This window comes from Nocardia vaccinii NBRC 15922 (genome assembly GCF_001613305.1).
Taxonomy (GTDB): Bacteria; Actinomycetota; Actinomycetes; order Mycobacteriales; family Mycobacteriaceae; genus Nocardia; species Nocardia vaccinii.
Genome location: NZ_BDCC01000062.1, coordinates 36862 through 63590, shown reverse-complemented (window position 1 = coordinate 63590; position 26729 = coordinate 36862). Strand labels below are relative to the sequence as shown.

The following is a 26729-nucleotide window of genomic DNA, read 5'->3' as shown; positions in this document are numbered from 1 at the left end:
ATCTTCGTTAACGTGCCTGGTAAGTGGGCTTTCGATCAGCGGTTCAACTGGTGGACGAAAGGTTCCGGCTATGGCTTCACCCGAGAGCGGACAGGAGAACGAGCCGTCGGACGGCGAACGCGACGGCGGTAAGTACATGGCGGTGGCTGCCGTGGCGGTTCTCGCGGTGGCGGTGGTGGTCGGTGTGCTCGCCGTCCGATCGCAGCAGGACGTGCGGTCCACGGCCGCCGACACGACGGTTTCGCCCAGCGCGCAGCCCGTGGTCCGAACCGAGGGGGTGCCGGGCGCGGGCAAACCACATCAGGAGGGGGACGATTGCTCGCACGATTACATCGCCGCCCGATGGCAGCAGCGGGATGGCCGGTGGGTGTGTGCGCCGCCGGGAATCATGAGTTCGGTTCATCGCGCCGGCGAGGACTGCTCGCACGACGGCCTGGTCGCGCAATGGGTGGTGGGTCCGGGACCGGCGTGGTTGTGCCAGACCCAGCGCCGAATGACCACCGAGGCACCCCCGCCCTTGCCCGCACCCGTTGTGCCGACGCGTCCGCATACCGTCCAGCAGGCCCCGGTCCGCGTGCCGCCGTCCGAGCCGGCTCCGGCTCCGGTCATCACCCAGCCACCCGCCCCGCGTGCTGTACCCGCTCCCGCCCCGGCTCCGGCCCCGCCTCCCGCACCCGCTCCCGCCCCGGCTCCGGCACCGGTCTTGCCGCAATTGCCGCAGCTGCCGATCCAGCTGCCTCCGATGCCGTTCCCGCTGCCGCCGCACTGAGCAGGCGAAAACGTGCCGATCGCCCCGGAGATCCGTCGACATCCGGACCGCGGGCAGTGCGTCATCGCCTCTGGCGCCCGGCTCGCCGCGTCATCCGGGGATGACATGCGATCCACCTCGCCGCAACGACCTTCGCGAAATCTGTGAGCAGGGATTACGGTCCGCGCTGCGAGCGGTACGGCGGTCGTGTGCAGGTTGCGGCCACGGGCGGCGCGTCGGAAGTACTAAGGTGTTCGGGATGCCTCGTGAACTCGCCGATCTGTCGTACGCTCGCTTTCTGGAAGCGTTCCAGGTGGAACTCGAGCCCGACTCCGACTACGAGAGTGTGCACATCGACGGCGTCGACTTCGCCGATCTCGACGCGCGGGGTGTGCGGTTCAACGAGTCCGCGCTGACCACGGTCCAGTTCACCGGCGGCATGTTCCGGTACGGCCGGTTCGACGATGTCTGGTTGCGCGCAGTGCGTTGGATCGGCACCAATCTGGGCCAGAGTGGTTGGCTGAACTCCGAATTCGTCGAATGCGCGCTGTCCGGCGTGGAGGCCGTGGGCGCCGAGTTGCGGCGAGTCCGGTTCGAGGGCTGCAAATTCGATTCGGTGAACCTGCGCAATGCCTCCCTGCAGGATGTGACGTTCAGCGATTGCGTTCTGCGGGACGCCGATTTCGGCGAGGCGACGCTGCGTCGGGTGAGTTTTCCGGGGAGCCGCATGGACGGGATCACCCTGCACGGCGCGAGCCTGCACGATGTCGATCTGCGCGGCGCGACGACCCTGGATCTCACCGCCGGAATCGATTCGCTTCGAGGCGCGACGGTGAGTACGCCGCAACTGTTGGACCTTGCCCCCGCTTTCGCGCGTGCGGCGGGAATCACGGTGCGCGACAACTGATTCGCCGAAGGATTCAGCGGTGCGCCGGTCAGGCCGGCGCTGGTACGGGTGCACGTTGCGGCACAGCGAAACCGGGGAGTCCGCGACGGGTCAGCGGGATCAGCAGGTGGATCAGGGGGCCGATGCCGAATGCGTACACGACGGTGCCGATGCCGACACTGCCGCCGAGTAGCCAGCCGGTCAGCAGGACGGTGGCTTCGATTCCGGTGCGGATCGGCCAGACAGACCAGCCGGTGCGGGCCACCAGACCAGTCATCAGTCCATCACGCGGACCTGGCCCCATCCCCGCGCCGATGTAGAGCACGGTGGCGACCGCGTTGAGCGCCACGGCCGCGATCATCGCGGCGATCTGCACCGCCGGATGGTGCGGATGCGGCAGCCAGTCCAGGGCGTTGTCCACCGCGACGGCGATCACCACGACGTTGCTCACCGTGCCCAGCCCCGGCCGCTGCCGCAGCGGAATCCAGGCCAGGAGTACCGCGATGCCGGTCAGCGCCGTCACGGTACCGAAGCTGACCGGCACATGCCGGGTCACACCCTGGTGGAATACGTCCCACGGATCCAGGCCGAGCCCGGCCCGGATCATCACGGCCATCGAGAAGCCGTACATCCACAATCCGGTGTAGAGCGCGAGCAGGCGGCGAAACAGCATGTGCTCCAGCCTGCCCCACTACTGGACCTGTAATACAGATCCAATCAGCGATTACTGGACTGGATATCGAGTTCCGGGTTGTCGCGCGTAATGCGCTCGCCTCGAGCTGTGCTCGGCAGTAATCTGGCCGCATGCGGAACAATGCGCGCCTCGCGTGGTGGCTGCCCTGAAGGGCGGCCGTAATTCCGTATGCTCCGATCATCACGGCCGTCCGAACCGGGCGGCCGTTCTCGTCTGCGTGACGCGATGGTGGTCCGGCCCGGCGGCCCCACCACGAAAGGCAGAACATCATGTCCCGGCGTATCACCGGCTTCACCCCCTCGGGTGAGCTGCATCTGGGCAATTACTTCGGTGCGATCGAACCCCTTGTCGGCCAACAGATTCCGGGCGATAGCATCATCTTCGTCGCCGATCTGCACGCGCTGACCCTCGATCACGATCCGGCCGCGGTGCGCAGGCGCACAATGGAATTCGCGACCGTCCTGCTGGCCGCCGGGGCGGATCCGGCGCGCAGCATCTTCCTGGTGCAGTCGCACGTCCCCGAGCACACCGAGCTGCACTATCTGCTGGAGAGTGCGACCGGCTACGGCGAGGTGCGACGGATGATCCAGTTCAAGGAGAAATCGCACGACAGCGATCGCGTCCGGGTGTCGCTGCTGACCTATCCGGTGCTGATGGCCGCCGATAGCCTGCTGTACCGGGCCGAGGAGGTGCCGGTCGGCGAGGATCAACGCCAGCACGTCGAGTTGGCGCGCGATATCGCCGAACGTTTCAACACCGCCTACGGCCCGGTGTTCACCGTGCCGCGCATGGTGACCCCTCCGGTCGCCGCGCGCATCATGGATCTGTCCCGTCCCACGGCCAAGATGAGCAAATCGGCATCGGAGGCCGGCTCGCTGCGCCTGCTCGATTCGCCGGATACCTTGCGCCGCACGGTGATGCGCGCGGTCACCGATCCGGGTCCGGCGGTCGAATACGATCCCGAAAACCGCCCGGGCCTAGCCAATCTGCTGACCATCCTGGCTGCCTGCACCGGCGAGGAACCAGCGGCCGCCGCTGCCCGCTTCGGCGGCTACGCCGACCTGAAACGCGCGGTAGCCGATGCCGTCATCGCCACAACCGACCCGATCCGCCAGCGCTACAGCGAGCTGAGCGAGGACCCCGACTCGGTGCGGAAGATATTGCAGGATGGGGCGATTCATGCCCGGTTGATCGCCGGCGAGACGGTGGCCGCCGCGAAACGAGCCATCGGCTTGCTCGCGGGATGAAGAGCCGCGGGCGGCGGTGCTGGTTCGCGGATGCCGCCCTCGCGGTGTGGATCCGCTCCGGCATCGTCGCACCGGGCCGGGTGAGCGGCTCGCAAGCTGTGTCGGACACGGCGTTCCGGGCCCGCCTGATCGCGAGCGGGACGGTGGCCGCCGCCGAAGAGGCGGTCGGCCGCTCCCGACCCCGATGCCCGCGAACGCCCGCGCCACCCGGCTGCGCATACCACGGTCCGTCCGATGGAGGTCGGCTCGTCGGTGGCCGTCGAGCGGCGAGTTATTCCGTCGCGGAACGATAATGCCCCGGCGCTGTGCCGAACTCGCGTTTGAACGCCTTGGCGAAGGCATATTCCGAGACATACCCCACCCGTGTGGCGATGGCCCGCAATGGTCGGTCGTCCTCGCGTAACATCTTGGCCGCCAGCGTCATTCGCCACCACGTCAGGTAGGTTTGCGGCGGCATGCCAACGGTTGCGGTGAAGCGCTGGGCGAAGGCCGACCTGGACAGTCCCGCGAGACTGCCCAGGCTTTGCACCGTCCAGGGGGAGGCCGGGTCGTGATGCATAGCCTGCAGGGCGGGGGCGAGGTCGGAATCGCGCAGGGCCGCAGCCCATCCGGTGTCCTCGTGGGCGGACCGGTCCTCGTGCCAGGCCCGCAGGATGTACAGCAGCAACACCTCGAGCAGGGGCGGCAACACGCCGGGCGCACCGGGCAATGGCTCGGCGTCGAGTTCGCGGCCCAGTAGGTCGATGGCCCCGCGCAGGGTCGGATGACGACCGACGCGCGCGGGCAGATGCACGACCTCGGGTAGTTCGGCCAGCAGGGGATGCACTCTCGACTGGTCGAGAAGGTATGCGCCACAAAGCAATACGGTGGTCGGCTCGCCCGTTGAGGAAGCATCCGCATCACCCGGCTCGAGCAGCGGGGTGTCGAGCGAATCGGCGATGGTGTGGCCGAGTTCGCGCGGGATGAACGCCACGTCGCCGACCACCAGGCGGATCGGATCGCCCTGCGTGGGGATCAGCCAGCACGCGCCCTGCAGGACGACGTGGAATCCCGCGCCACGCTGCGCCGGGAACCGGATGCCCCAGGGTGCGCGCAGTTCGGTGCGGTTGGAATGCGGCTGCCCGATCCGCATGGCAGCGACCGCGTCGCTGAGTACGTCCACCGTCTCAGCGTACTGCGATATGTGTCGGTGTCGGACGTTCGGACATCTTCTCAGGACTTTCCGGCATGGATCATCCCTGCCGACGTTCCTTACGGTCGTCATGTCGGCATTCGGCCGACGTAGAACAACTACCCAGGAGTGTGCGATGCGGATTGCCGTTTACGGGGCCGGCGGGTTCACCGGTTCGCTGGTGGTTGCGCAGGCTCGGCGGCGGGGGATCGAACCGGTGCTGGTGGGCCGGGACGTCGGCCGGTTGCGCAAGGCCGCCGAGGAGGCCGGTGTGCCGACCGCCGAGGTGCGTGCCGCCGAACTGGACGAAATTGGGGAAATGACAGCGGTTTTCGCCGAGTGTGATGCCGTGGTCAATTGCGCGGGGCCGTTCACGTTATGGGGTGAGCCGGTGGTCCGCGCGGCGATCGCCGCCGGACGGCACTATCTCGACACCTCCGGCGAGCAGCAGCACATCCATCGAACGCTCGTTGAATTCGACTCGGCGGCAAAGGAATCGGCGATCTCGATCGTTCCGGGGGTGACGGACGACGGCGTCCCGGGAGATCTGATCGCACATGTTGTCGCCGCGCGGGTACCGGCCGTCCGGGACGTCCTGATCGCGGACCTTCGTCTGCCGGGCGGTGTTTCGCGCGGAACGGCCCGATCGATGCTCGCCGTGGCCGGAGGTGTGGGGCTCGAATACGCCGACGGCGAGTGGCGTCCGGACGCTGGTGGCGCATTCGACCCGATCACCCCGGCGGGACAGACCCGGCCCGCATCGCTGCGCGCTTTCGCCCTGCCCGGAGTGGTGACGATTCCCCGGCACGTCGCGGCCGGACGCGTGCGCGGGGCGATCAGGGCCGAGGTGGCGACGCTTTTCGCGGGGCTGACCGAGGCGGCGGCCGAGACGGTTCCCGAGGTCGTGCCGATGCAGGCCCGACGCGCCGGACAGTGGCTGATGTTCGCCGTGGTGACCGGTGTGGACGGCAGCCGGATCGAGGGCTGGGTCACCGGGCCCGACGCGTACGGCCTCACCGCGGTCATCGCCGTGGAGACCGCGCGCCGTCTGGTCGAGGTGGGTGCTCCCGGTGGGGCGCTCACCCCGGCGCAGGCCGTCGACCCGGCGGATTTTCTGAGGTTCTTGACCACCGAGGGCGCGCAATGGCAGCTGCGCGAAGGCTGAATGTCAGCTCAGAGCCCGGAAACGCCCGCCAGTTGCCCGATTCCGTAGGTCACGGCCATGGCGATCGCGCCGCCGATGACCACACGCAGGACCGCGCGGCGCGGATTGCTGCCGCCGAGGCGGGCACTGACCGAACCGGTCAGCCCCAGGGCGATCAGTACGGCCGCGAAGGTCACCGGGATCCGCCACGACACCGGCGGCAGCAGTATCGCCAGGATCGGCAGAATCGCGCCCAGGGTGAACGCCGCCGCCGAGGAGATCGCCGCATGCCATGGATTGGTCAACTCGGTCGGGTCCAGGCCGAGTTCGGCCTCGGCGTGAGCGGTGAATGCGTCGTGGGCGGTGAGTTCCTGCGCGACCAGGCGGGCGGTCTCGGCGGACAACCCCTTGGCCCGGTAGATCTGGGTCAGTTCGGCCAGCTCGAAATCGGGTTCCTCGGCCAGCTCCCTGCGTTCCTTGGACAGCAGGGCCCGTTCGGAATCGCGCTGTGTGCTCACCGAGATGTACTCGCCGGCGGCCATCGAGATCGCGCCCGCGGTGAGCCCGGCGACACCCGCGGTCAGGATCTCCGCGGCAGTCGTGGTCGCGGCGGCGACGCCGACGACCAGGCCGGCGGTCGACACGATGCCGTCGTTGGCGCCGAGCACTCCGGCCCGCAACCAGTTCAGGCGCGAGCCCAGCCCGCCGCCGTGCGGTTCGTGTGGATGCCGCCCGTTCGCGAAGCCGTCGGCCGCCCTGTTCACGACCGGCAGCCTACTGCGGTTCGGGCGCTCGGCGTTGGAGGTGGTGCCGAACGGTCGCGGATACACTTCGCCGGTGCCGCTCACCTTTCCCTCGCATTCGCTGGCCGTACTTCCGCTGAAGGTGCGCTGGCCGCGCCGGTGGGACGGGGTTGCGCTGGTGGTGGGATCGGCCGTGCCGGACGCGTCGTATCCGGTGGCGGGCTTCTTCTCTATGCCGGAGACGCATGCGCTGGCCGCGTTGCTGTGGTGGTGTCTGCCGGCGGGGATCGTGGGGACGGTGGTGATCCGGTGGGGTGCGCCGTCGATCGCGGCGCATCTGCCCCGGCTCGGCGGATTCGATCTGCCCGCCTACGGCGTACTCGGTGCGGTGCGGCATCGGTGGTACGTCACGGGATATTCGATTCTGATCGGCGCGATCACGCACATCTTCTGGGACGGTTTCACCCACGACCCGGCGGGCGGGCACGGCTGGGCGGTGGCCCGGTTTCCCGTGCTGTCGCAGTCGGGACCGTTCGGCAGGCCCTGGTGGTACCTGTTGCAACAGGCGTCGACCACGGGCGGCGCGGTACTCGCGATCGCGGTGTTCTATTACATCGGCCGTCGCGGACTGATCCGCGCCTGGCACGGCGAGCCGCGGGCCGTCGCGCGGATGCCGCGGCGTTTCTGGCTGACCGCGGGGCTGGTCGCGGTACTGGGTCTGATACTGATTTCGTTGATGCCCTTGGCATTTCAGCCGTTCGTAGTGGGTGTCCGGTTGCTGTACGTCGTGGCGATCGCCCTCTCGGCGGGCGCTGTGGTGATACGTGCCGGGCGCGCTTCCCGAACCGGGGTAGCATCCGTGGCGTGAACCCGCTTGTCGCACGTGTGATGTCCACCGTTGCCGGTCAGCTCGGGCATCCGCACGGGCTGCTGGGCAAGGGGGTCGGACGGCTACTCGATCGCACCAATCGATTCGTGATCGAGCAGAGCGTCGCCGCGGCCGAGATCGCCCCGGGGGAGGCGGCGGCCGATCTGGGATTTGGCGGGGGCGTGGGACTTTCGCTGCTCCTGGATCGCGTCGGTGCGGACGGCACCGTGCACGGCGTGGAGCTTTCGCGGGATATGTCGGCGCGGGCCAGATCTCGGTTCACCCGGGAGATCGGCACGGGCCGGTTGCGGGTGCTCGAGGGCTCGCTCACCGAATTGCCGCTCGCCGATGCGAGCCTGGACGCCGTGATCACCGTGAACACGGTCTATTTCGTCGCCGAACTCGACCGGGCATGTGCGGAATTGGCGCGGGTCCTGCGGCTGCAGGGACGTGTCGTTATCGGCATCGGCGATCCCGACGCGATGGCCTCCCTGCCCTTCACCGCACACGGATTCCGGCTGAGGCCGGTCGCGGAACTGGCCGACGCCCTCGAACGCGTCGGCCTGACGATCGAACACCGTGCGCTCGAACGCAAACCGTTGCCCGGTCACGTGCTGATCGGTCGTCGGGCATAGCGGTACCGGCTGTCTGCGGTCCGGCCTCTGCGGCCGGTGGCGAATCCGGATGTGCCGCAGCATCTTCGCGGGCGGTCACCTGGAACAGCCCGCGCCTGGGGCGTAGCCGGCGCCTCAGAGTTTTCGCGCGTCGGCCGGGACCAGGACGGCCCGCGCGAACCGGTAGATCTGCTCTGCGGCATCGAATTCCGTAGATGTGACGGTATTCGGGCCGTTGCTCCATTCCGGGGGAGTCGGCCTGCCCGGCCAGGTGTGGCCGCCGTCGAATACCGTCCACGCGGTGACCCGGCTACCGCCGACCCCGCCCTCGACGGTGTGCCTGCTGGATCGGTCGGTGGTGACGGTCGTGCCCTCGCCCGCGCATCGGTCGGCGGTTTGCCACCACGCGGCTGATTCGGTCAAACCCAATGTGCGGCCGCGCAATTCACCGCCGGGTCCACGGCGCCGGGAATAACCGCCGGTGATCGGCACCGCCTCGTCGGCCGTTCCGTTGATCAGCAGCGCCGACACCGCGTGCGTGGGCTCGATATGTTCGAGCGCGACCGGCAGTCCCCCGGCGACGGCGCCGAATGCGGGCACCAGATCGCTCAGCTCGAGTCCGAGCCGGTGAGCCATGAACGCGCCGTTGGAAATCCCCGCGGGGATCGACCATTCCGGCCGAGTGCCGAATTCGGCTGCGCACCAGTGGATCAGCTCACGAAGGAAAGCCACGTCATCGACACCGGCCTCGTCCGCGAGTGTGACCCCGCGCCCGTCCGCCCAGCAGCGATCCCATCCATCGGGATAGACGACGGCGATCCCCCAATCCGCCGCATGTTCACCGAAACTGGTCCACTGGTCCATCAGCAACCCGGGGCGTCGCTGCTCCGACGGCATTCGTGAGGCATTCCCGTGCAACGCCAGCACCAGCGGCGCCCCCTCCACGCCAGGCGCTCGCACCCCGAACGTGCGCACCCGCCCGTCGACGGTCAGCTCACCCGCCATCAACTCATCGGCCATCGATGTCCTGTCCTCCCCGTCGATTGCCCGACCAGGATATACATCTCGATCGCCCGGCAGTGCCGGCATTGTCGGGAATACGACCGGCCCGCACCACTCGTCCGAGTGTGGTGTGCGGGATACGCCCGAGCAGAACCGATCGGCGAGCTGACGGCCGATCGGCACGACGCGGCCGAGCCGGCTCGGGTGTGCCGCTGTGACGTTGCGGTGGCGGCGCATTCGAGGCGCCGCCGGGGATCGGCCCGTGAATTCGCCCGTGGTGCGCCGGATCGTCTCGGGCAGCGTCACCGCTGTCCGGCGCCGGGCATGGGGCGGTGAACGCGCCGGGAACCCTGGCCGGTGCGGATTCGCGCGGGCGGTACTCTGGGGCGCATGGCGATGCGATCGACGGCACTGATGGTGTGCGCGTTCGTCATCTCCGTGTGGGCTGCGGTGTTGTTGCCGGCGGGTGAGTCGAATTCGCTGGTGCTGATGGTGTGCGCGTTCGTCGTCACCGTGTCGGCTGCGGCGTTGTCGGCAGCGGGTGAGTCGAATTCCCCGGTACTGGCGGTGGGCGCATTCGCCACCGCCGTATGGGCCGCGCTGCTGTTGCCGCCTGGTGAGTCGAATTCCCTGCTCGCGCTGGGCGCCGCGGTCATGGTGGCATTGGCCGTAGTGGCGGCGCATTCCACTCGGGTGCGGTTGCTGCCGGTCGTCGCTCGCACCGGTCCGCCGGTGTCGGCGCAGCGGCGGCGGCGTGGATCGTTCCTGCGGCAGAGCAATCCGGACACAGCGGGCCGGGTCCGGCCCAGGGCGCCGGGATCCGGCGGCTGACCGCGTCGCGGCGCGGTCGGCCTCCTCGCCGACCCTGTTCACCATAGGCCCGTTCGCGGGTACCTCGCAGTGAGGTGTTTGCCCATGCTCGATTTCGTGTACTACCCCCTGTCCGGCGTGTTGTGGTTGTGGCACACCGGATTCGCCGCCCTACTGGGCGCAGCCAGCGGCCTGGCCTGGGCGCTGGCGATCATGTTCCTGGTGCTCACGCTGCGCGCCGCGCTGTACAAGCCGTTCGTGGCGCAGGTGCGGTTCCAGCGCACCATGTCCGTACTGCGACCCAAGATGAAGGAGTTGCAGGAGCGGCACGCCGACGACAAGGAGCGCCTCGCCGCCGAGATGCGCACCCTGCAACAGCAACACCAGTTCAACGTGTTCAGCGGCTGTCTGCCGGTGATCGTGCAGCTGGTGATCTTCGTCGGCCTGCTGCACGTGCTGAGTTCCTTCGGCCGCACCGGATCCGGATCGATCGTGCGCCTGCTGTGGCATCCGGTGCACGCCTCCGCGGCGCATACCGCGGTGACCCCGAACTACTTCTTCTCCGTCACCCAGGTGCAATCCTTCCTGCACGCCAAGCTGTTCACCGCACCGCTGACCGCGACTCTGCTGACCTCCGGATCGGCCTGGGTCTCGGTCGCCGCGGTGGCCATTCCGCTGGTCGTGATCGGCGCGGTGGCCACGCATTTCACCGCTCGCGCCTCGGTGGTCCGGCAGACCGAGATGAGCACCCAGACCCGGCTGATCAACTTCATGACCATGTGGCTGTTCCCGCTGGGCACGCTCGCGGCCGGCCTGGTCATGCCCGTGGGTGTGCTGGTGTACTTCGCCACCAGCAACACCTGGACATTCGTTCAGCAATACTTCGTGCACAAGCGATTCGGCCCGATGGACGCCGAGGCGCAGCAGGTCCGGACGGCCGAGCTGACCGACGGCTGACTCCGTTGCGGCGCAGGGCCGCAACTCATCCGTGCGTACCGGTCGGCGGTGCCGCGGTGGTGAGCGCATCAGCGCGCCTGGTCGCCCGGACGGGCGGCACGACCGCCGCGCCCGGGCCCGCGGGGTGCGCGATCACCACCGTCGCGACCGTGAGGATCTGCTCGATATCGACATCCTGCGAGGCCAGCCGGGCGATGATGCCCAGCCGGCGTTCGGCGCTGTTCGGCCCGATCGGGATCTCCCGTGAGCCGCTCTGCGCGATGAACCGTTGCCAGCGCGCGTCCCAGCGCGTCGGCAGCCCGTCGCGCACGGCTCGGTAGGCGTCGAGGTCGAGTCGGCGATGGCGGACCGGATCGATCATCAGGTCCGCGATACGCTCCTCGGCCCTGGCGAGCAGGGGTGAGCGCTGCATCGGCTGGAGATACCGCGCCTGTACGACCAGTCGTCGACGGTAGTCCTCGACCGGTTTGCGCAGCAGCTCCCGATGCCGCTGTGCCTCGGCGACCAATCGGCCGTCGGCACTGTCATCGGACGTCGACGAGCGGAGCTCGGACATGGACACGCCTTTCCTAGGGTTGCGGATTACTTTGCGGTGCAACCTGATCGGCGTCCGATGTGTCTATTGTGCCCCAGGGGTACGACAAGTTCGGTGGGGCGGCGGTTCGCCGCGTGTGGTGTGAACGCCCGTCGTGGTTGCTCCGGGAGCTACTGCGCAGTGAGTGTATCGAACAAACGTTCGAACAGCCAGGGGTCGGCGCGGCACGTCGGGCTGAAATCGGCATCTCGGCCCGAGGGAGGATGTGGTGCCGGGTGGGGACGGGTGTGCCGGCCCGGCGAGGGCGGCAGAGGGCGTCCGGGCGCTCGGCCGTCAGTCGGGATCGCTTGTCGCCGCGCGGTTTCGCGCGCCGACGATGCCGTACAGCAGCAGATCTTCCAGTGATTCGGCGAATCCGTCCAGGTCGCCGACGTCGCGGATGCACATGGCGAACAGCGCCGCGCCGGCGATCGTGTCGAGCAGGGTGTTCGGGTCCAGGCCCGGGCGCGGAGAGGTGGCGTCGGCGGGGAGATATCCTGCCAACTCGTCGCGCGTGGGGGTGTCCAGGCGAGCCGAAAGTTTCTGGTACAGACCCGAATCCGCGCGCATATCGGTCATCAGGCCGGGCATCGCCGCGCGCGCCTCGGCCGAGCCGAACAGCTGGATCGTGCCCCGGATGACCTTGCGGATCTCGGCGATCAGATCGGGTGCGACCTCCTCGGAGCCGACGTCCGGGAATACCGCCTTGGCGATCAGATGCGCTTTGGACGGCCAGCGGCGATAGATCGCCGGACGACTCACCCCGGCACGGGTGGCGATCGCGTCGATGGAGGTCGCGGCGTATCCGCGTTCGACGAGCAGGCCGCGGGCGGCCTCGAGCACCGCGCGGTCCACCGCGGGATCGCGGTGCGGGCCGAGGCGATGGCGTGCGGTCACGAAATGCATCCTTGTCAGCGCGGAGGGGAGTCGTTACAGTCTGTCACATCTAAGTCGTTACATACTGTAACTGCTGGAAGTCTAGGAGGAGTCGTGCCCGCCGACGCGCATGCCACCGCGCCCGCCGAGAGCTATCGCCCGGTGCCGCTGCTGCAGGACAAAGTCATCGTGCTCTCGGGCGTCGGGCCCGGTCTGGGGCGTTCGCTGGCCCTGGAGGCCGCGCACATGGGCGCGGATCTCGTCCTGGTCAGCCGGACCGAGCGGCGTCTGGAGAAGCTGGCCGCGGAGATTCGCGCACTGGGCCGCACCGCGGCCGTCGTCCCGACCGATATCACCGATGAGGATCAGCGCGTCGCGCTGGTCGAGCGCGCCCTGGCCGCATTCGATCGGATCGACTGCCTGATCAACAACGCCTTCGCCATTCCGCCGATGGATCCGATCAGCCAGATCGACCCGGCCGCGCTGCGGGTGGCGAACGAGACGAATGTCTTCGCGCCGCTGCGTCTTTCGGCATTGTTCGCCGATGCGCTCGCGCGATCCCACGGTTCGATCATCATGCTCAACTCGTGCGTGTCCTACAGTTCCCAGCCCGAATACTCCGGCTATAAATTGTCCAAAGGCGCTCTGGCGCACCTGGCTTCGTCGCTGGCCACCGAGCTGGGGCCGCGGGGGATCCGGGTCAACAGCGTCGCGCCGTCCTATGTGTACGAGGACATCAACAAGGCGTATTTCGACTGGCTCGCCTCGCAGGCCGGGGTGACGCACGACGACATCTACCGCGAGAAGGCCGCGCCCACCGATCTGAAGCGGCTCGCCGCACCCGAGGAGGTCGCTCGCGCGGCGCTGTTCCTGGCCAGCGATCTGGCCACGGCCGTCACCGGGCAGATGCTGACCGTCGACTGCGGTGAATTCCACCGCTGAATCAGGAGGACTCGTGGCCGACGACAGGAAGCGAATCGTGCTGTGGGGCACCGGCGTTGTCGGATCGATGGTGCTCGCCGAGATCCTGCGGCACCCGCGGTTCGAGCTGGCCGGTGTGGGCGTGAGCAATCCGGAGAAGGTCGGGGTGGACGCCGGTGATCTGTGCGGGGCGGGGAAATCCGGTGTGCCGGCGACGAATTCGATCGAGGAGCTGATCGCGCTGCGGCCGGACGCGGTGGTGCACTACGGTCCCACCGCGCAGTTCGCCGATGAGAACATCCGGGTGATCGGTGAATTCCTGCGTGCCGGAATCGATGTGTGCTCCACGGCCATGACACCGTGGGTGTGGCCGTCGATGGACCAGCTGCCGGACGTGTGGCGCGATCCGATCGCCGAGGCGTGCGCGGTGGGCGGGGCGTCGTGTTTCACCACCGGAATCGATCCCGGATTCGCCAACGACCTGTTCCCGATGACATTGATGGGCCTGTGTGGTGAGGTCACCTCGGTGCGCGCCTCGGAACTGCTCGACTACACCGATTACGAGGGCGACTACGAATTCGAGATGGGCATCGGCCATCCGCCGGAATTCACCGCACTGCTGGAACATCCGGATCTGCTGATCATGGCCTGGGGCGCGACCGTGCCGATGATCGCGCACGCGGCCGGTATCGAATTGGACCGCATCACCACCACCTGGGACAAATGGGTGACCCCGACCGACCGTCGTTCCGCCAAGGGCACCGTCCCGGCGGGCACGGTCGCCGCGATCCGCTTCACCATCAACGGCGTCTACCGCGACCGCGAGGTCATCACCCTCGAACACGTCAACCGCATCGGACTCGACGCGGCCCCCGACTGGCCCGCGGGCACCCGCGACGACGTCTATCGCGTCGATATCCTCGGCTCGCCGTCCATCTCCCAGGAGACCTCCTTCCGCTTCACCGACGGGTCCGGGCGGACACCGGCTGTCGCGGGCTGCCTGGCCACCGGAATGCGCGCCCTGAACGCGGTTCCCGCGGTCAACGCGCTCCCGCCCGGTTGGGTCACCCCGCTCGAGCTGCCCCTGATCCCCGGAGTCGGCGTCATCCGATGAGCGTCCGGTCGCGCCGCTGAATCGAAGACGGTGCGCGCCGGCCGCGGATCACGCTACGACCGCCGATCTCGTTCGGGAGCAACCTGTTTCGAGCGTCATATCCGGACATCTGCCCCGCACCCGGTGAACGACCACGGCCGCTTCGGCTTCGTGCTGGTCCGCCCCGTTTTCCAGGGCCCGGCCGCGCTTCGGGACAATGTGGGTGCTGCCCACGAGGTCCAGTGGCATGAGAACAGGAGTCTGTGATGAGTACTCGGCCCGCCGATGACCAGGGCGCGGCTGCGACCGGCCCGGAGACATTCGACGACCTCGTCGTGGCGCTGCGCTCGCGGATGAGCACCTTGTCCGCCGCACATCGCAAGCTCGCGCAGCGGGTCCTGTCGGATTCCGAGGCGGTGGCGTTCATGACGGTTTCCGAGCTGGCCGGTGCGGTCGGCGTCAACGAGGCGACGGTGGTGCGCTTCGCGACCGGGCTCGGATTGAAGGGTTATCCGGGCCTGACCAAACTCTGCCGCGAGCGGTTGCGGGAACAGGCTCAGCTGCTGCATCGATTCGACAACCTCGAGCGGTTGGTTGCCGATGGCGGAGGGTTGCTGGAGCAGACCGCGGCGCTCGATCAGGCCAATATCGTCCGCACGTTCGCGCGGGTCGACCAGGCGCGGTGGTCCGCCGCGGTCGATCGGCTGGCGCACGCACCGCGCGTACATGTGATGGGGCTGCGCAAATGCCATGCCCCGGCGTATCTGCTGGGCTATCTGCTGCGGATGCTGCGCGAGGACGTGGCGGTCGTCGCGGGCTCGGCCGGGGCGCTGACCGACGAGCTGCGCCGGGTGCGCGCCGATGACTGTTTCGTGGCGGTATCGATTCATCGCTACAGCGCCGACACCGTTCGCGCGGCGCAGTGGGCCCGGGAACGGGGTGCGTACGTCGTCGCGCTGACCGATACCGCCGGTTCGCCGTTGGCCGAATCGGCGCACGAGACGTTCTATGTCGAGGCGTCCAGCGCCGGTGTGCTGCGGTCGATGACGGCGTTCACCGCACTCGTGCAGGCGATGTCGGGCGCGGTCGCGCATCTGTTGGGACATCAGGTCCGCGCGACGTTGCTCGAGGAGGAGAATCTGCTCGGCGAGTTCGGTGTCTACGTCGCGGAGTCCGTCGGTGAACAGTGAGGTGTGTCGCGCGGCTGATCGGCGGCCACCGGAAGCGGCGTGGCCGTGCGAGGTCGATGCACCGCTCCGGCGGCGATAGCGATGCCCGTGACGGTGAGAGTCAAGGCGAGGGGGCTGCGAGTGCCGGCGGTGAACGCCATGCCGACGATGATGGCGGTCAGCACGAGGCCGACCGCGTACGACAGATACGGCGCACCCCACATCCTCACCGGCAACACCGCGGTCTGCTCCGGAGTCCGGTTGTGGTGGGCGCGGATCTGAGTCGCGCAGATGCACAGGTAGACCACGACCGCGATCGATCCCGACGAGCTGAGCAGGAAATTGAACACGGCTCCGGTAGGGAGGAAGTAATTCGCCACCACCGCGAGGAATCCGGCGCTCGAGGCGGCGAGCACACCCGCGACCGGCACCCCGGCGCGGTTGGTTCGGCGCAGCACGCGCGGGGCCTCGCCACGCCCGGCCAGTGAGTACAACATTCGCGAGGAGGAATACAGGCCGGAGTTCAGGCAGGACAGCACCGCGGTGAGCACGATCAGGTTCATGATCGCCTGTGCACCCGGGATGCCGAGCCGGGTCAGCACAGCGGTGTACGGGCTCGCGGTGACTTCTGTTGCGTCCCAAGGCAAGAGCGTGACGATGACGAGGATGGAACCGACATAGAAGATCAGGATGCGCCCGGCCACGCTGCGCATGCTCGCCCGGACCGCCCGCACCGGGTCCCTCGCCTCACCGGCGGCTACGGTCACCATCTCGGTGCCGAAGTACGAGAAGAAGACCGTCAGCGCGGCCGTCAGTATCGCGGAGTAGCCGCGCGGGAAAAGCCCGCCGTGCCCGAGCAGATTCGTCGTCCCCGGTGCGGGATGACCGCCGAACAACCCGGCGATCGCGGCGATGCCGATGCCGATGAAAACCACGATCGCGGTGACCTTGATCATCGCGAACCAGAATTCGAATCGGGCGAACGAGCTCACCGCGGCCAGATTCACCGCGGTGAGCGCACTCATGAAGATCAGCGCGTACAGCCACGTCGGTGGCCCGGGCAGGAGCTGCTCGGCGAGGGCGGCGCCGGCGATCGACTCGAAAGCCACTGTGACGCACCAGTGATAGGCGTAGACCCAGCCGACCGAGAGTCCCGCCCAGCTGCCCAGCTCGCGGGAGGCGTAGCTGGAGAACGAGCCCGTCTCGGGGCTGGCGGTAGCCAATTCGGCGAGCATCCGCATCACCAGGATCACCACGAGGCCGGTCATCAGGTAGACCAGCACGATGCCCGGCCCCGCCGAGGAGATCGCCTTTCCGCTGCCGACGAACAGCCCGGCGCCGATGACGCCGCCGATGCCGATCATCGTCAGTTGCCGAGTGCTGATGGTGGGCTTCAGATTTCCCGAGTTCGGGAGTGAGGTGGACACGATGGTCTTCTTCCGACGAGCCGCAAGGGCGTGACCCAGATAACCGATAGAAAGCAATGGAACACCGCCGAGAGCCGAGATGCAATGAAAATTGCAGAATCTCTCGGGTTGCAAATCAAATTGCAGTCTGGCACCATCGAACCGCGCGCTCGCCGGGCGTGCCGATGCGGCCGAGAATCGAAGGCGAAGGGTTTCCGCACATGTCGACTCTGCTGGTGAGCAGATCCGAACCCGTTGTGACACTGACGCTCAACCGTCCCGAGCGGCTCAACGCCGTCAGCGAGGAGCTGTATGAGGCGTTGATCGAGGCGTTGGTCGACGCCGAGCGCGCCTCGGCGATCCGTTGCGTCGTGCTGACCGGGGGTGGCCGCGCGTTCTGCGCGGGTGCGGACTTGAAGGCGCATCGTTCCGGGCTGCGCAGGCCGGAGGAACTGGCCCGTTACGCGCGGTTGGGTCAGCAGGTGTGCGAGCAGATCCAGATGATGCACACGCCGGTTGTGGCGGCGGTCAACGGCTATGCCCTGGGCGCCGGTGCCGAGCTGGCGGTTAGTGCGGATTTCCTGGTGATGGCCCGCGACGCGCAGATGGGTTTCCCCGAGGTGAGTCTGGGGACGTATGTCGGTGGGGGAGTGACCCATCGGCTGCCGCGACTGGTCGGACTGCGGCGTGCCACGGACCTGCTGATCCTGGGCGAGCGCTTCACCGGGCAGCAGGCGCGGGAGTGGGGCCTGGCGTACGCGGCGGTCCCCGGCGATGAATTGCTGTCGGCGGCAAACGAACTCGCCGCCACCCTCGCCGCCAAGGCTCCGCTGTCACTGTCCCGGATGAAGGCGGCGCTGCGCCGTGCCGACCCGCTCGACGTCGCGCTGGCCGAGGAGCCGCGAGAGTTGCTGGCGCTCATGGCCACTCGCGACTGGGCCGAGGGTGTCGCGGCATTCGGCGAACGCCGTTCTCCCGTCTTCCAGGGGCGCTAGCCATGACCATCGATGTGCACACGGCCGACTCCGCACCGGCGGGACAGGCACTCGTCGGCGCGGCGCCCGCCGAGCGGCGAAACGCGCTGGCGCGGCTGCTCGATCCGCGCTCGATCGTCGTCGTCGGCGCGTCGGCCAATCCGGCCAAACGCGGTTTCCAGGCCATCCGCGCGCTGCAGCGATCCGGATACGCCGATCCGATCTATCCGGTGAATCCTTCGGCGGACCGGATCCTGGGTCTGCACGTGTTCGGCTCGATCGAGCAGGTGCCGCACGGCGCCGACGCGGCGCTGATCGCCCTGCCCGCCGACGCCGTTCCCGGTGCGCTGCGCGCCTGCGCGGCGGCCGGAATCGCCGGAGCGATCGTGCTGGCCAACGGATTCGGTGAAATCGGGGACAGCGGAGCACAGCGCGCGGCCGAGCTCGCCGACGTCATCGCGGAGACCGGGATTCGAGTGATCGGACCCAACACCTCCGGGGTGTTGAACGTGACGACGGGCGCGAATCTCATCGGCCTGCAAGATGTTCCCGCGGGGCCGGTCAGCGTGATCACCCAGAGCGGGAATATGTTGCTGTCCTTGATCAACGACGATCGCGCCCGGTGCGGTCCCGGCTTCCATGTCTGCGTCGGGCTCGGCAACCAGGCCGATGTGCGATACGACGAATGCCTGGAGGAACTCGCCGCCCACCCGGAAACGAGGGTCGTGGCGATGCACTCCGAGGGATTCGCGGACGGACGTGCGCTGTTGAGCGCCGCGGCGCGTGTCGTACCGCGGACCCCGGTCGTGCTGCTGCGCGGCGGACGCTCGGAGGCCGGCCGCCGGACCGCGCTCTCGCACACCGGCTCGATCGCGGGAGTGGACGCCGTGGCCGGCGCGGTGCTGCGGCAGGCCGGGATCGAAGTCATCGATCGCTCGGACGAACTCGGCGTCGTCGCGGGCGCCCTGGCCGCCTGCGCGCCGGTCGCCCCGGGGCGTCGAGTGGCCGTTCTCAGTGATGGCGGCGGCCATGCCGCCCTGGCCTGCGATGCCCTGGCCGCCTCCGGCGTCGAACTCGCCGTTTTCGATGACCGCACCACTCGCGAGCTGCGGGCACTGCTCGGCGAGGCGGCCGCGGTGGGCGATCCGGTCGACGTCGCGGGCGCCACCGATGCCGATCCGCTGGTTTTCGCCGAGGCGGTCCGGATCCTGATGCGTGATCCCGGCGTCGGCCTGGTACTCATCATCGGCCTCTATGGCGGCTATCAGCTCCGATTCGATTCCCGCCTGGCCGAAGCCGAGGATCGCGCCGCGGACCGGCTGGTGGCGCTGTCCGCCGAGTACGGGGTGCCGCTCGTGGTGCAGAGTAGTTATGCCGGTGTCGAACTGGCCAATCACGAGCGGTTGCGCGCCGGTGGAGTACCGGTGATCGCTTCGATCGATCTCGCCGTACGCGCGGTGGCGGCGCTGGACCGGCGCGGGCGTCGCCTGACCGATCCCGCTCCGCGGTCGGCGCTGCGCCTGCCGCCGCCGGGACCCGTCATCACGGGTGCGGGCCCGCTCGACGAGCCGACCGCGCGCAGGGTGCTCGCCGAGGCCGGAATCCCCCTCGGCGCGTGGACCCTGAGCGGCACCGAGGCCGAGGTCGTCGCCGCGGTACGCGATTACGATCGGCCCTGTGCGGTGAAAGTCGTTTCCCCGCAGGTGATTCACAAGTCCGATGTGGGCGGTGTGCGGCTCGGCGTGGTAGCCGGTACAGCGGCTGAGCAGACCCGGGAGATCGTCGCCGCCGTCACCGCCGCCGTACCGGGTGCCCGGATCGATGGCTTCATCGTGACGCCGATGGCCGAGGCCGGTGTAGAACTGCTCGTCGGGGCGATGCGCGACCCCATCTTCGGTCCGGTGGTCGCCTTCGGCGGCGGCGGCCTCATGGTCGAGGCGCTGCGAGACGTCGCCTTCCGAGCCGCCCCGTTCACCGAGCACGAAGCCCACGAAATGATCGAGGAGACCATCGCCTCCCGACTGCTCGACGGCTATCGCAACCTCCCGGTCATCGATCGGCGGCGGATCGCGCGGCTACTGGTCCGAGTCGGTGATCTCGTCGCCGCGCATCCGGAGATCGTCGAGCTCGATCTCAACCCGGTGATCGCCTCGGCGGACGCGGTCGTGCCTGTCGATGTCCGCATCGTGCTGTCGAATGATGCCGCCTCGCCGAACAGGGCGGCTGCCGGAACTGTCGCCGGAGGTGGCGATGAGTGAAGCGGTTCTCGTGGAGCGCAGCGGAGGGGTGGTGGTGTGGACGCTCAACGATCCGCGGGCCCGCAACCCGCTCTCCGACCTGGACACCGTCACCGCGCTGGAGTCGGCCGTGGCGGAGGCGAACAGTGACCATGGTGTCCGGGTCGCGATCGTGACCGGTGCGGGCGCGGCGTTCTCCTCCGGCGGCAATGTGAAACATATGCGGGATCGGGCCGGAATGTTCGCCGGGACACCGGCGCAGCTCCGGCAGGGTTATCGGCATGGCATACAGCGCATCCCGAAGGCTTTGTACCACTGTGAGATTCCCACCATCGCCGCGGTGAACGGTCCCGCCATCGGCGCCGGCTGCGATCTGGCACTGATGTGTGATCTGCGGATCGCCTCCGCGGCAGCGATTTTCGCCGAGAGCTTCGTCAAGGTCGGCCTGATCCCCGGTGACGGCGGTTCGTGGTTGCTGCCCCGGGCTGTCGGGATGGCTCGCGCGTGCGAGATGGCCTTCACCGGCGGGGCGATCGACGCCACCACGGCGCTGGCGTGGGGCCTGGTCACACAGGTTGTCGAGCCCGAAGAACTGCTCGCCGCCGCGCACCGGCTCGCCGAACGGATAGCCGCCAATCCGCCTCATGTACTGCGGATGACCAAGCGTCTGTTGCGGGAGAGCACACATCAGAGCATGGACAGCCACCTGGAACTCGCCGCGGTCATGCAGTCCGTGGCCCACCACACCGCCGACCACCACGAGGCGGTCGCCGCCATGCTGGATCGCCGACCGCCCGGATTCACCGGGCATTGACCGGCACGGTGCGCAATCCAACGATCGAACCGCGGCGAAAAACTGCAACATGTTTTACTCTGATCTTGGAAGGGCAACCTGGAGGTTTCTACGATGGATCTGGCCGCTGTCGAGGAAGTTAAATCGCTCAAGTACCGCTATCTGCGTGCGCTGGATCTGAAGAACTGGAACGAGTTCGCCGATACGCTCGCCGAGGATGCCACCGGCGCCTACGGCTCGCCGTCCGGCGGCGGCCCGCTGAAGTTCGACAGCAGGGACGCCATCGTCGGTTATATGCGTTCCGCACTGGACAACGACATCATCACCGTGCACGTGTGCAATCACCCGGTGATCGAGGTGGACGGCGAAACTGCCAGTGGCACATGGTGTCTGGAGGACACCGTGATCGTCCCACAGTACGGTGTGATGATCCGCGGCGCGGCCTACTACCACGACCGCTACCGCCGCGTCGACGGCCGCTGGCAGATCGCCCACACCGGCTACGATCGCATCTACGAAGCATCGATGCCGTTGCAGGAACTGGGTTTTCAGCTCACCGCCAACCGGTGGGCCGACCGCTCCCCGGCACAGGGCTGATCTCCGGAGCGTGCTGGACGCTCACGGCCGGGCCAGGGCGTGATCTCGCCGGACCGCGGATGGTGTCGAGTCCCACCAGCGTTGGCAGCACCGGGTGAAGGTGGATTGTTCGGACAGGCCGAGTAGTGAGGCGATCTGACTCATCGGCAGGTCGGTGGTGGTGAGGTAGCGGCGGGCCTCGATCCGGCGCGCCGCGTCGAGGATGGCGGCGAAGCCGGTTCGTTCGGCGGCAAGGCGGCGTTGCAGGGTACGCGGGTGCAGGGTCATCAGCCGGGCTACGGCGGCGATGTCGGGGGTGCTGGTGGTCAGGAGTTGTTCGACCGCGGCGCGAACCTGGGGGACGATCGATCCGCCCGCATCGGCGGCCTGTTCGGCGAGGAAGGCGATGGCCAGGCGGTTCAGGTGTTCGTCCCCGCCGGGTACCGCCCGCGCGGCCAGGCTGCCCGGCACCCGCAACAGCGCGGCCGGACGGTCGAATCGCACCGGTGCGCCGAAGAATTCCTCATATGCCGCGCGTGGGGCGGGTGGGTGGTACGGCAGTTCGACCGAGCGGAGTCCGTAGGGGCCGTCGATCAGGCGAAGCAGGGTTCGGTGCAGGAAGGCCAGGCCGAGATCGGTGCCCTGTACCAGGGTCGGCCGCCCGGCCTGCACGCCGTAGTGCAGCGCCGTGACGGAGCGGTCGCCGTAGGGATCGGACTCGAGGGTCAGGCTCAGCGACCGGGCATGGACGAACAGGTAGCGCGAGGTGCATTCCAGCGCGTCGGCGAGGGTGGGGGAGTTGCGGATGGCCAGCGCGAGCGGGCCGAGCATGCTCAGGTCCTGTCGAGCGCCGATGCGCAGGCCCAGGTCGGGGCGGTGCAGGCGGTCGGCGGCGATTTCCAGGGTCAGGGCCATGGCCTCGTCGGAGACCAGCAGATCGTCCGCGTCCAGGGCGGCGATCGGCAGCCCGGCCGCGGCGGCGAACTCCTCGGCGTTACCGCCCAGCTCGGCTACCGTTGCACGGAAACCCCGGAGTCCGGCCGACCTGATCACCGACATGTCGTCCAGAATCAAATACTTGTCGTGCAGAGTCAAGAAGGAGCGCGTGTGCCGCAGCACACTGGAGAGATGGAACATCTCGATGTCGTCATCGTCGGCGCCGGCCTGTCCGGCATCGGCGCCGCCTACCGGCTGCAGACCGAGCTGCCGGACAAGAGCTACGCCGTGCTCGAGGCCCGCGAAGCGCTCGGCGGAACCTGGGATCTGTTCCGTTACCCTGGCGTGCGGTCGGACTCGGACATGTTCACTCTCGGCTACCCGTTCAAGCCGTGGCGTGATGCGAAGTCCATCGCCGACGGGCCCTCGATCCTGCGCTACGTGCGGGAAACGGCCGAGGAATTCGGTATCGACAAGCGAATTCGATACGGCACCAAGGTGGTCGACGCGCACTGGTCGACCGGGGAATCGCGCTGGACGCTGACGATCAGTCAGGGCGGTGAAACCCGCACGCTCACTTGCGGATTCCTCTACAGCTGCGCTGGATACTACGATTACGACCAGGGGCACGCACCGGAATTCCCTGGCGTGGATGCGTTTTCGGGCACGATGGTGTACCCGCAGTTCTGGCCGGAGGATCTGGACTACTCGGGCAAGCGGGTGGTCGTGATCGGCAGTGGTGCGACGGCCGTCACCCTGGTCCCGGCGATGGCCGAGCAGGCCGAGCGGGTCACCATGCTGCAGCGTTCACCCACCTGGATCTCCGCGGTGCCCGGCCGGGACAAATACGCCGACAAGATCCGCGAATTGCTGCCGCCGCAGCTGGCGCATCGCCTGATCCGCACCAAGAACATCCTGTTCAACGTGGGTTTCTATCAGTATTGCCGACGTCGCCCGGAGGCGGCGCGCAAACTGCTCACCGGCCTGACCACCCGAATCCTGAAGGACGAGGCGCTGGTGGCCGAACATTTCACCCCCAGCTACAACCCGTGGGATCAGCGGCTGTGCGCGGTGCCGGACGCCGACTTCTTCCGGGCGATGCGCAAGGGTAAGGCAGAGGTGGTGACCGACCACATCGACGCCTTCGTGCCCGAAGGGATCCGGCTGAAGTCGGGCCGCGTGCTCGAGGCGGACGTCGTGGTGTCGGCCACCGGGCTGAAACTCCTTGCGTTCGGCGGTATCTCGCTGACCGTGGACGGTGCGCCGATCACGCTGTCCGACGAGTTCGTCTGGCAGGGCGCGATGCTCACCGGCGTGCCGAATTTCGCGGTGTGCATCGGTTACACCAACGCCTCCTGGACCCTGCGCGCCGACCTGACCTCACGCCTGGTCTGTAAGGTGTTGGCGCACATGGATCGTCGCGGCTATCCGGCCGTCGTCCCGCAGCCGCACGGACACCTCGACGAACATCCTCTGCTGGATCTGGCCTCGGGGTACGTCCAACGTTCGATCGGCGATTTCCCTCGCCAGGGCGGCCGCCATCCGTGGAAGGTCCGCCAGAACTACCTGCTGGATTCGGCCACCACGATGCGCACCAATCTGGACAAGACGCTCGAGCCGGTGCGTCCCGCGCCGGTGCTGCAGCGGACCTGAGCCCGCGCCGCGCCGAGCGGGATCGATTGGCGCGCAGTGCCGTTCAGGACAGCAGTAGTCCGCCGTCGACGGTCAGAATCGTTCCGGTGACGTAGCTGTTCCGCATGAGGTGCAGATGGGCCGCGGAGATCTGCTCAGGTTCGCCGATCGTGCCGGTCAGCGTGCGCTGCGCGAGGGTCGCGAACAGTTCCGCGCGCTGTGGTTCGGGGATGCCGTCCCACATCGGGGTGCGGACCGTCCCCGACCGGATCGCGTTGACGCGGATCGGTGCGAGTTCGACGGCCAGCCCGCGGACCAGACCCTCGACCGCGGACACGGCGGCGGCCGCCAATGCCCTGCCCGGCGCCGGGCGAAGGCCGATCGTCCCGGAGGTCAGCGCGATCGAGCCGCCGGGACGGATCCGGGGCGCCGCGTACTTCACCGCGGTGATCGCGCCCCAGAGCCGGACGTCGAACACCGTGCGCGCGGCGCTGAGCGGGGTGTCCCGCAAGGCGCCGGGGGGTGCCTGGTCGCCGGCGGTGAAGACCAGGTGGTCCAGCTCGCCGACGTGTTCGAAGAGGGCGATGACGTCGGCCTCGCGATGCAGGTCCACCACCATCCCGTCGCTGCCGTCCGGCAATCCGGCCAATGCGGTCCGCACTCGCTCCTTGCTGCTGGAAGCGATGGTGACCGCCGCTCCCGCTGTCGCTGCCGCCTCGGCCGTGGCCAGTCCCATTCCCGAACTGCCGCCGATGACGACGACCCGTTGTCCGGTGAGAGGTGATTCGGGCATGGCTGTCTCCTTTTCTCGGTGGTGACATCGCACGGGGTGAAGTGATGTCTCAGAGTGTCATCATAGCAGTGATGACACTCTGAGACATCAGGTTACGATGGTCCTCATGCCGCGATGGGACCCCCGAGCCGAGGAACGCCTGCGCGCGGCCGCGCTCGAGCTGTATTCCGAGCGCGGGTACGAAAACGTCACCGTCGCGGATATCACCGAGCGGGCCGGGCTGACCCGTCGCACGTTCTTCCGCTACTTCACCGACAAGCGCGATGTGCTGTTCGCCGGATCCGAGCGGCTGGCCCCGGCGCTCGCGGAGGCGGTCCTGTCCGCGGACGACGCACTCTCGCCCTTCGAGGCGATGCTGGCCGGTTTCGTGCGGGTCGGCGATCTGCTGGCCGAGCGCGTCCCAGCCAATGCCGCGCAGCGCCGCGAGATCGTCCGGAGCAGCCCGGAACTGCGAGAACGCGAGCGCACCAAATTCGCCGCCGTGGCCGACTCGCTGGCCGACGCACTCGAACGCCGTGGTGCGCCGGTCGCGGAGGCGAGCCTGCTGGCCCAGGTCGGGGTCGCCATCTTCCTCGTGGCATTCGCGCGCTGGACCGATGACGGGCAATCCACCCGATTCGCGGATTTCGTGCACGAGGTGTCGGCCGAACTCGCGGCCCACCTGGGAGCCGCCGCCCCAACGATGCCGGGCTCCGATCCGCGGTGAGCCGGACGCGCCGGTTCTCGTCCGACACGGGGCGGATCGTACCGGATGCGCGGCAGCCCGGCGAGCCATCGCCCTCATATCCGAACGACCCTCCCGGTGGCGCGGGCGGCGGTGCGCCCCGGGATCGGAAGCCGGACTCTCAGTGTGCTCTCAGCGGTGGCCTGTCAGCCTGGCCGGGTCGCCGGTCGACGGACGATGATCCCATCGTGCCGGCACGGCGGCGGCAGGCTCGATTCCATTCGCACAGTTCGTATTTCAGAAAGGGTGGACCATGGTTTCGGCGTCCTCTGCCGGATATAAGCTTCCGCAGGTCACCGTGCTGTTCTGGGTGCTCAAGATCGCCGCGACCACACTCGGGGAGACCGGTGGCGATCTGATCTCGCAGACCCTGCGGTTGGGGTACGCGGCGTCGACGATGCTGTTCCTGGCGATCTTCGTGGTGAGCCTGCTCATACAGTTGCGGGTGCGGCGTTTCCATCCGGGGCTGTACTGGACCGTGATCGCCGCGACCAGTACTGCGGGAACGACGATCTCCGATCTGATCAATCGCGGCCCCGGATCGGACACCTCCACCGACGGTGGTCTGGGATACGGAGCGGGCGCGGCGATTCTGGTCACCGGTCTGGTGATCGTGTTCACCGTCTGGAAGATGAGTGGGCAGACCTACGACGTCGCCGCGATCAGTTCGCTGCGAGCCGAAATTCTGTACTGGTCGGCGATTCTGCTGTCCAATACGCTGGGCACCTCCCTGGGCGACTACCTTTCGGACAGTTCGGGACTCGGCTACCTGGGCAGCGCGACACTCATCGCGGCGATCATGGCCGTGATCCTGGCCGCGCACTACCTGACCCGAGTGTCCGGGGTGCTGCTGTTCTGGCTCGCCTTCGTACTCACCCGACCGCTCGGTGCGACGGTCGGTGACATGTTGTCCAAGCCCCATGCCTCCGGCGGGCTCGGGCTGGGGACATGGGGTACCTCGGCGGTCCTGCTGCTGATACTGGCCGCCGGAGTGGTACACAGCCACAAGCGAATCGAGGCACCGGTCGCGGAACCGCGGTCCGCGGATCTCGACAGACTCTGACGCGCGCTCGAAGGTCGGGCATCAGCGGTCGAGCTCGCTCGGACTCGGCCGCGTGCGTCCCGGCCGCTCGTCCTGCCG

27 protein-coding genes are annotated in these 26729 nt (G+C 68.2%); 18 read left to right on the top strand and 9 right to left on the bottom strand.

Going from position 1 to position 26729, the window contains the following annotated elements; all coding sequences use genetic code 11:
- The first annotated feature begins 70 nt into the window (after positions 1 to 70).
- Both NV1_RS44750 and NV1_RS32990 read left to right on the top strand, forming a co-directional pair.
- Positions 71 to 769 carry a hypothetical protein gene (locus NV1_RS44750; RefSeq protein ID WP_067900534.1) on the top strand — a complete coding sequence of 233 codons (699 nt, stop codon included), beginning with the start codon at positions 71 to 73 and terminating at the stop codon, positions 767 to 769.
- Between the two features lie 238 nt (positions 770 to 1007).
- Positions 1008 to 1655 carry a pentapeptide repeat-containing protein gene (locus tag NV1_RS32990; protein ID WP_067900670.1) on the top strand — a complete coding sequence of 216 codons (648 nt, stop codon included), beginning with the start codon at positions 1008 to 1010 and terminating at the stop codon, positions 1653 to 1655.
- 28 nt (positions 1656 to 1683) lie between these two features.
- Here the strand turns inward: NV1_RS32990 and yczE are convergent, their stop codons facing one another.
- The gene (yczE, locus tag NV1_RS32985; protein ID WP_067900531.1) at positions 1684 to 2307 is read right to left on the bottom strand and encodes a membrane protein YczE; all 624 of its coding nucleotides are present in this window, start codon (positions 2305 to 2307) and stop codon (positions 1684 to 1686) included.
- Between the two features lie 290 nt (positions 2308 to 2597).
- Here yczE and trpS point away from each other — a divergent pair, with 290 nt between their 5' ends.
- Entirely contained in the window at positions 2598 to 3575 is a 978-nt protein-coding gene (gene trpS / locus NV1_RS32980) for a tryptophan--tRNA ligase (RefSeq protein ID WP_067900528.1), read from the top strand.
- Between the two features lie 271 nt (positions 3576 to 3846).
- Here trpS and NV1_RS32975 read toward each other — a convergent pair whose 3' ends face one another.
- Positions 3847 to 4737 (bottom strand): AraC family transcriptional regulator, encoded by an 891-nt coding sequence (locus NV1_RS32975; RefSeq protein ID WP_067900526.1) that lies wholly within the window; start codon positions 4735 to 4737, stop codon positions 3847 to 3849.
- Positions 4738 to 4882: 145 nt separating this feature from the next.
- On the opposite strand from NV1_RS32975, the gene NV1_RS32970 reads away from it, so the two are divergent.
- Positions 4883 to 5911 carry a saccharopine dehydrogenase family protein gene (locus NV1_RS32970; RefSeq protein ID WP_067900523.1) on the top strand — a complete coding sequence of 343 codons (1029 nt, stop codon included), beginning with the start codon at positions 4883 to 4885 and terminating at the stop codon, positions 5909 to 5911.
- Positions 5912 to 5919: 8 nt separating this feature from the next.
- On the opposite strand, the gene NV1_RS32965 is transcribed toward NV1_RS32970, so the two are convergent.
- Positions 5920 to 6654, bottom strand: a complete 735-nt coding sequence (locus NV1_RS32965) for a VIT1/CCC1 transporter family protein (RefSeq protein ID WP_067900666.1) — start codon at positions 6652 to 6654, stop codon at positions 5920 to 5922.
- A 73-nt stretch (positions 6655 to 6727) separates the two neighbouring features.
- Between NV1_RS32965 and NV1_RS32960 the strand changes: the two genes are divergently transcribed.
- Positions 6728 to 7501, top strand: coding sequence for a DUF4184 family protein (locus NV1_RS32960; protein WP_067900519.1), 774 nt, complete (start codon positions 6728 to 6730; stop codon positions 7499 to 7501).
- A 20-nt stretch (positions 7502 to 7521) separates the two neighbouring features.
- Positions 7522 to 8136, top strand: coding sequence for a class I SAM-dependent methyltransferase (locus tag NV1_RS32955; RefSeq protein WP_067900665.1), 615 nt, complete (start codon positions 7522 to 7524; stop codon positions 8134 to 8136).
- Between the two features lie 114 nt (positions 8137 to 8250).
- Here the strand turns inward: NV1_RS32955 and NV1_RS32950 are convergent, their stop codons facing one another.
- Positions 8251 to 9135, bottom strand: coding sequence for a CE1 family esterase (locus tag NV1_RS32950; protein WP_157117523.1), 885 nt, complete (start codon positions 9133 to 9135; stop codon positions 8251 to 8253).
- A gap of 372 nt (positions 9136 to 9507) precedes the next feature.
- Between NV1_RS32950 and NV1_RS32945 the strand changes: the two genes are divergently transcribed.
- Together NV1_RS32945 and yidC are read left to right on the top strand one after the other, a co-directional pair.
- A complete protein-coding gene (locus tag NV1_RS32945) occupies positions 9508 to 9948 on the top strand; it encodes a DUF6412 domain-containing protein (RefSeq protein ID WP_245714050.1) in 441 nt (146 codons plus the stop codon).
- 84 nt (positions 9949 to 10032) lie between these two features.
- A complete protein-coding gene (gene yidC / locus NV1_RS32940) occupies positions 10033 to 10884 on the top strand; it encodes a membrane protein insertase YidC (RefSeq protein WP_067900512.1) in 852 nt (283 codons plus the stop codon).
- A 25-nt stretch (positions 10885 to 10909) separates the two neighbouring features.
- On the opposite strand, the gene NV1_RS32935 is transcribed toward yidC, so the two are convergent.
- Complete coding sequence (locus NV1_RS32935; RefSeq protein WP_067900508.1) at positions 10910 to 11440, bottom strand: hypothetical protein; 531 nt, start codon at positions 11438 to 11440, stop codon at positions 10910 to 10912.
- 312 nt (positions 11441 to 11752) lie between these two features.
- On the bottom strand, positions 11753 to 12355 hold the full coding sequence (locus NV1_RS32930) for a TetR/AcrR family transcriptional regulator (RefSeq protein ID WP_245714049.1): 603 nt from the start codon (positions 12353 to 12355) through the stop codon (positions 11753 to 11755).
- Positions 12356 to 12448: 93 nt separating this feature from the next.
- Between NV1_RS32930 and NV1_RS32925 the strand changes: the two genes are divergently transcribed.
- The 3 genes from NV1_RS32925 (at position 12449) to NV1_RS32915 (ending at position 15538) form a co-directional block, all read left to right on the top strand.
- A complete protein-coding gene (locus NV1_RS32925; RefSeq protein WP_245714048.1) occupies positions 12449 to 13276 on the top strand; it encodes an SDR family oxidoreductase in 828 nt (275 codons plus the stop codon).
- 13 nt (positions 13277 to 13289) lie between these two features.
- The gene (locus tag NV1_RS32920; protein ID WP_281181933.1) at positions 13290 to 14369 is read left to right on the top strand and encodes an NAD(P)H-dependent amine dehydrogenase family protein; all 1080 of its coding nucleotides are present in this window, start codon (positions 13290 to 13292) and stop codon (positions 14367 to 14369) included.
- A gap of 245 nt (positions 14370 to 14614) precedes the next feature.
- Positions 14615 to 15538, top strand: a complete 924-nt coding sequence (locus tag NV1_RS32915; RefSeq protein ID WP_067900503.1) for a MurR/RpiR family transcriptional regulator — start codon at positions 14615 to 14617, stop codon at positions 15536 to 15538.
- Here the strand turns inward: NV1_RS32915 and NV1_RS32910 are convergent.
- Entirely contained in the window at positions 15508 to 16944 is a 1437-nt protein-coding gene (locus NV1_RS32910) for an amino acid permease (protein ID WP_245714047.1), read from the bottom strand. The two genes, NV1_RS32915 and NV1_RS32910, sit on opposite strands and share 31 nt — an antisense overlap.
- Before the next feature lie 215 nt (positions 16945 to 17159).
- On the opposite strand from NV1_RS32910, the gene NV1_RS32905 reads away from it, so the two are divergent.
- The 4 genes from NV1_RS32905 (at position 17160) to NV1_RS32890 (ending at position 21524) form a co-directional block, all read left to right on the top strand.
- On the top strand, positions 17160 to 17918 hold the full coding sequence (locus NV1_RS32905) for an enoyl-CoA hydratase/isomerase family protein (protein ID WP_218027277.1): 759 nt from the start codon (positions 17160 to 17162) through the stop codon (positions 17916 to 17918).
- A 2-nt stretch (positions 17919 to 17920) separates the two neighbouring features.
- Positions 17921 to 20155 carry an acetate--CoA ligase family protein gene (locus tag NV1_RS32900; protein ID WP_067900499.1) on the top strand — a complete coding sequence of 745 codons (2235 nt, stop codon included), beginning with the start codon at positions 17921 to 17923 and terminating at the stop codon, positions 20153 to 20155.
- Positions 20148 to 20948 (top strand): crotonase/enoyl-CoA hydratase family protein, encoded by an 801-nt coding sequence (locus NV1_RS32895; RefSeq protein WP_067900652.1) that lies wholly within the window; start codon positions 20148 to 20150, stop codon positions 20946 to 20948. The genes NV1_RS32900 and NV1_RS32895 overlap by 8 nt, the downstream gene beginning before the upstream one ends.
- Positions 20949 to 21041: 93 nt before the next feature.
- The gene (locus tag NV1_RS32890) at positions 21042 to 21524 is read left to right on the top strand and encodes a nuclear transport factor 2 family protein (RefSeq protein WP_067900496.1); all 483 of its coding nucleotides are present in this window, start codon (positions 21042 to 21044) and stop codon (positions 21522 to 21524) included.
- Between the two features lie 21 nt (positions 21525 to 21545).
- Here the strand turns inward: NV1_RS32890 and NV1_RS32885 are convergent, their stop codons facing one another.
- On the bottom strand, positions 21546 to 22640 hold the full coding sequence (locus tag NV1_RS32885) for an AraC family transcriptional regulator (RefSeq protein ID WP_245714046.1): 1095 nt from the start codon (positions 22638 to 22640) through the stop codon (positions 21546 to 21548).
- On the opposite strand from NV1_RS32885, the gene NV1_RS32880 reads away from it, so the two are divergent.
- Positions 22632 to 24092, top strand: coding sequence for a flavin-containing monooxygenase (locus tag NV1_RS32880; protein ID WP_067900493.1), 1461 nt, complete (start codon positions 22632 to 22634; stop codon positions 24090 to 24092). The genes NV1_RS32885 and NV1_RS32880 overlap by 9 nt on opposite strands.
- A gap of 43 nt (positions 24093 to 24135) precedes the next feature.
- On the opposite strand, the gene NV1_RS32875 is transcribed toward NV1_RS32880, so the two are convergent.
- Positions 24136 to 24864, bottom strand: coding sequence for an SDR family oxidoreductase (locus NV1_RS32875; protein ID WP_067900491.1), 729 nt, complete (start codon positions 24862 to 24864; stop codon positions 24136 to 24138).
- A gap of 106 nt (positions 24865 to 24970) precedes the next feature.
- Between NV1_RS32875 and NV1_RS32870 the strand changes: the two genes are divergently transcribed.
- Complete coding sequence (locus NV1_RS32870) at positions 24971 to 25570, top strand: TetR/AcrR family transcriptional regulator (RefSeq protein ID WP_067900489.1); 600 nt, start codon at positions 24971 to 24973, stop codon at positions 25568 to 25570.
- Positions 25571 to 25841: 271 nt separating this feature from the next.
- Complete coding sequence (locus NV1_RS32865; protein ID WP_067900485.1) at positions 25842 to 26651, top strand: COG4705 family protein; 810 nt, start codon at positions 25842 to 25844, stop codon at positions 26649 to 26651.
- Positions 26652 to 26729 lie beyond the last annotated feature (78 nt).